The 2,604-nt window shown below is 52.4% G+C and carries 3 protein-coding genes and 1 pseudogene; 1 reads left to right on the top strand and 3 read right to left on the bottom strand.

Features of this window, described 5'->3' with window-relative positions:
* Positions 1 to 106: 106 nt before the first annotated feature.
* Together ACP5E6_RS18135 and ACP5E6_RS18140 are read right to left on the bottom strand one after the other, a co-directional pair.
* Positions 107 to 781 (bottom strand): GAD-like domain-containing protein, encoded by a 675-nt coding sequence (locus ACP5E6_RS18135; protein WP_427956683.1) that lies wholly within the window; start codon positions 779 to 781, stop codon positions 107 to 109.
* Positions 782 to 810: 29 nt separating this feature from the next.
* The gene (locus ACP5E6_RS18140) at positions 811 to 1,347 is read right to left on the bottom strand and encodes a polymorphic toxin type 15 domain-containing protein (RefSeq protein ID WP_427956679.1); all 537 of its coding nucleotides are present in this window, start codon (positions 1,345 to 1,347) and stop codon (positions 811 to 813) included.
* On the opposite strand from ACP5E6_RS18140, the gene ACP5E6_RS18145 reads away from it, so the two are divergent.
* Entirely contained in the window at positions 1,346 to 2,308 is a 963-nt protein-coding gene (locus tag ACP5E6_RS18145; protein ID WP_427956681.1) for an IS5 family transposase, read from the top strand. The two genes, ACP5E6_RS18140 and ACP5E6_RS18145, sit on opposite strands and share 2 nt — an antisense overlap.
* 6 nt (positions 2,309 to 2,314) lie before the next feature.
* Here ACP5E6_RS18145 and ACP5E6_RS18150 read toward each other — a convergent pair.
* A pseudogene (locus ACP5E6_RS18150) lies at positions 2,315 to 2,604 on the bottom strand (hypothetical protein); the annotation flags it as partial.

Here is a 2,604-nt window from a genome sequence, read left to right on the forward strand (position 1 = left end):
AGCAAATAGCTTCTACAATTATAGATCGCAGAAGATATCTTATGGAAACTGGTTACGATATTCTCTTATTTTTACTTATGATTTCAATTGTCTCCCAAAATCATTCTCACGACTGACTGACGCTCTGTGGAGCCCCAATTTCTCTTAGAACGACGATTTTTCGTTTCTCGATATCCATGTACCTGAGTTCGATCGGCTCAAGTTGACCGATGATCGCGAAATGCTCCGCCGCGCGAACTTTCCTCACTTCATCCAGAACACCACGCCCACCCAGCCCAACCGCTGGAACAAAGCCGTAGCACTCACCGTAGGCGAGTTTGCCGCATTTTTTCAGCGCTCGCGAGAAAAGTGGTTTGGCAGCATCAGTGTGTTCGATATAATCGTATGCGCCAGCGTCAACTCCTGAAAGTACAAGTGGCAATTCGCGATCGGCATCCAGCATGGGATGCTTGGCTTCAAGATGATCAGTATAAGCTTCTTTATTAACCAAATCGATTTTAAGAAAATAGTTTTTGTTATGCCAAACCAGCAACTGGCCGAATGCGGTATAACCAATTAAGACAGACATCTTAGGGGGAAAATCTTGGTCTCCCTCCAGCAACATATTAACCAGACTCTGATACTTATCCGGACGTGTAAGCTGGAAACGCCCATCCAGCCAAAGACCCGTACCGTACGCCTCCCAAAAATCAAGTATCGATTGTGGCACCTTGCCCAAATAGGCGTTCCGAACTTCTTCTGGGACATGTTCACCACTTTGCGGTGGACCGAACTTCTTGATGCAGTATTAAAAATTCTCGTTAATTTTCGTCATGACGTCGGTTCCTCTTCGCATGGTTCCAATTTTACATCCATGTGTTTATCCCCGCGCTCCAAGGCATCCTTAACTGCCTTTTTGAGCGCCTTGATACGAGACTTCCACTGTGCACCGATCGATCGGTTAATTGATCGATTCGCTAAAGTTAAAGGATCTCCTTTTGCACCACCAGCGATTGCATCGAGCGCATGTGTGGCATCAAGCCCCGCCATTTCTTGTGCGGTTTGTATTGCAGCTTGTTTTTCTGCCTCTTCTGGAGAAAGCCCTTGTAGTTGGTATTTTCTTTTAAAATAATCTTGAGTATTAGTCTGAAAATTCTCTCGTGCTGTCGCTCTGGCATCGGAATCCCCCTTCGGTCTGTAGCTACCAGTCGCTTTCTTGCGGGCTTTGGCATCATCAAGCGCCTTGGTGCATGAATATACCTGTGGTTGATTTTGTTGTGATCGACTCGCGGTCGGATAGCTTGATGACGGTATTTCAATAATGAAGTAGGAGGGGGGTCCGTCCCGAGTGCCATCAGGAAGCCGCATGCCAAACAAGCTCAACGATGATCGCCGCCACAAGTTCAAGAAGATGAGATACCGCGTGACAAACTGGCCGCAATACGATGCGGCGTTAGTTCGTCGGGGCGATTTGACGGTGTGGTTGACCGAGGAAGCCGTGACAGCCTGGCACTCGCCGAGGCGAACTGGTCGCGGTGGTCAGCGTATCTATTCTGATCTGGCAATCGAAACCGGCCTGGCTCTTCGCGTGGTTTTGCGTTTGGCGTTACGCCAGACCGAAGGCGCATTACGCTCCATTGCCGGCCTGCTTGGGGCGGTCATCAAGGTTCCTGACCACACAACCTTCAGCCGCAGGAGTGCGCATTTGACCATTCTGCCGCAGACGGTGAAGCGGGATGAACCAATCCATCTTCTGATCGACAGCACGGGCCTCAAAATCTACGGCGAGGGTGAATGGCTGGATCAGAAGCATGGGGTTCGGGCGCGTCGGCGCTGGCGGGAATTGCACATCGCGGTCGATGCCGATACCCACGAGGTCCGCGCCTGTGAATTGACCCCCGACGATGTCGGCGACGTCACCGCCGTGCCGGACTTGCTTGATCAGGTCAAAGATCCGGTTGCTGCTGTGATCGCTGACGGCGCTTATGATGGACAGCCGGTCTACGATGATGTGGCAGCAAATCATCCGGGAGCCGCCATCATTATTCCGCCCCGTTCAACGGCGGTAGCCGGTCAAAATGAGAACCCCACCCAGCGCGACCGCCATCTCGAGGCTATCGCAAAGCACGGTCGGCGCGGTTGGCAGCAACAATCCGGCTATGGTCGACGGAGTCTCGTTGAAACCGCCATGTTCCGATACAAAACCATTATTGGCCGGCGACTTCACGCTCGGACTCGATCCAATCAACAGACCGAAGCCAAAATTGCCTGCAATGTCCTGAACCGGATGGCCAGCCTCGGCATGCCGGTGTCCGTGAGGGTCAAATAAACGCCGCTACAATGGGAATAGCTGAATCCTATTCCGACCCATGCAACAACGCCCATAGATGAAGCTTGATGCGCCAAGAACCGCAACGAAGATCTCGGCCCGGGTCACTTCTCCGGTTGCCCCATCGATGACGTCCATCGTCTGACCGGCGAAGTCGACGAATAGCCGCTCTCCGGCTGTGTGCACCTGGCGCAGCGTCGGCTTCAGCCGACCTACCCAGTCCCTGTAGAGATCACAGAACCACGAGTACCCGAACCCGTTCACCGATGTCGCACGATATTCCTCCCACACCAGCG

Source organism: Acidiphilium sp. (genome assembly GCF_049977125.1).
Lineage (GTDB): Bacteria > Pseudomonadota > Alphaproteobacteria > Acetobacterales > Acetobacteraceae > Acidiphilium.

Coding starts and splice junctions, on each gene's coding strand:
- ACP5E6_RS18140 (WP_427956679.1), bottom strand. CDS start 1,347: ATGCGGCTTCCTGATGGCACTCGGGACGGACCCCCCTCCTACTTCATT.
- ACP5E6_RS18145 (WP_427956681.1), top strand. CDS start 1,346: ATGCCAAACAAGCTCAACGATGATCGCCGCCACAAGTTCAAGAAGATG.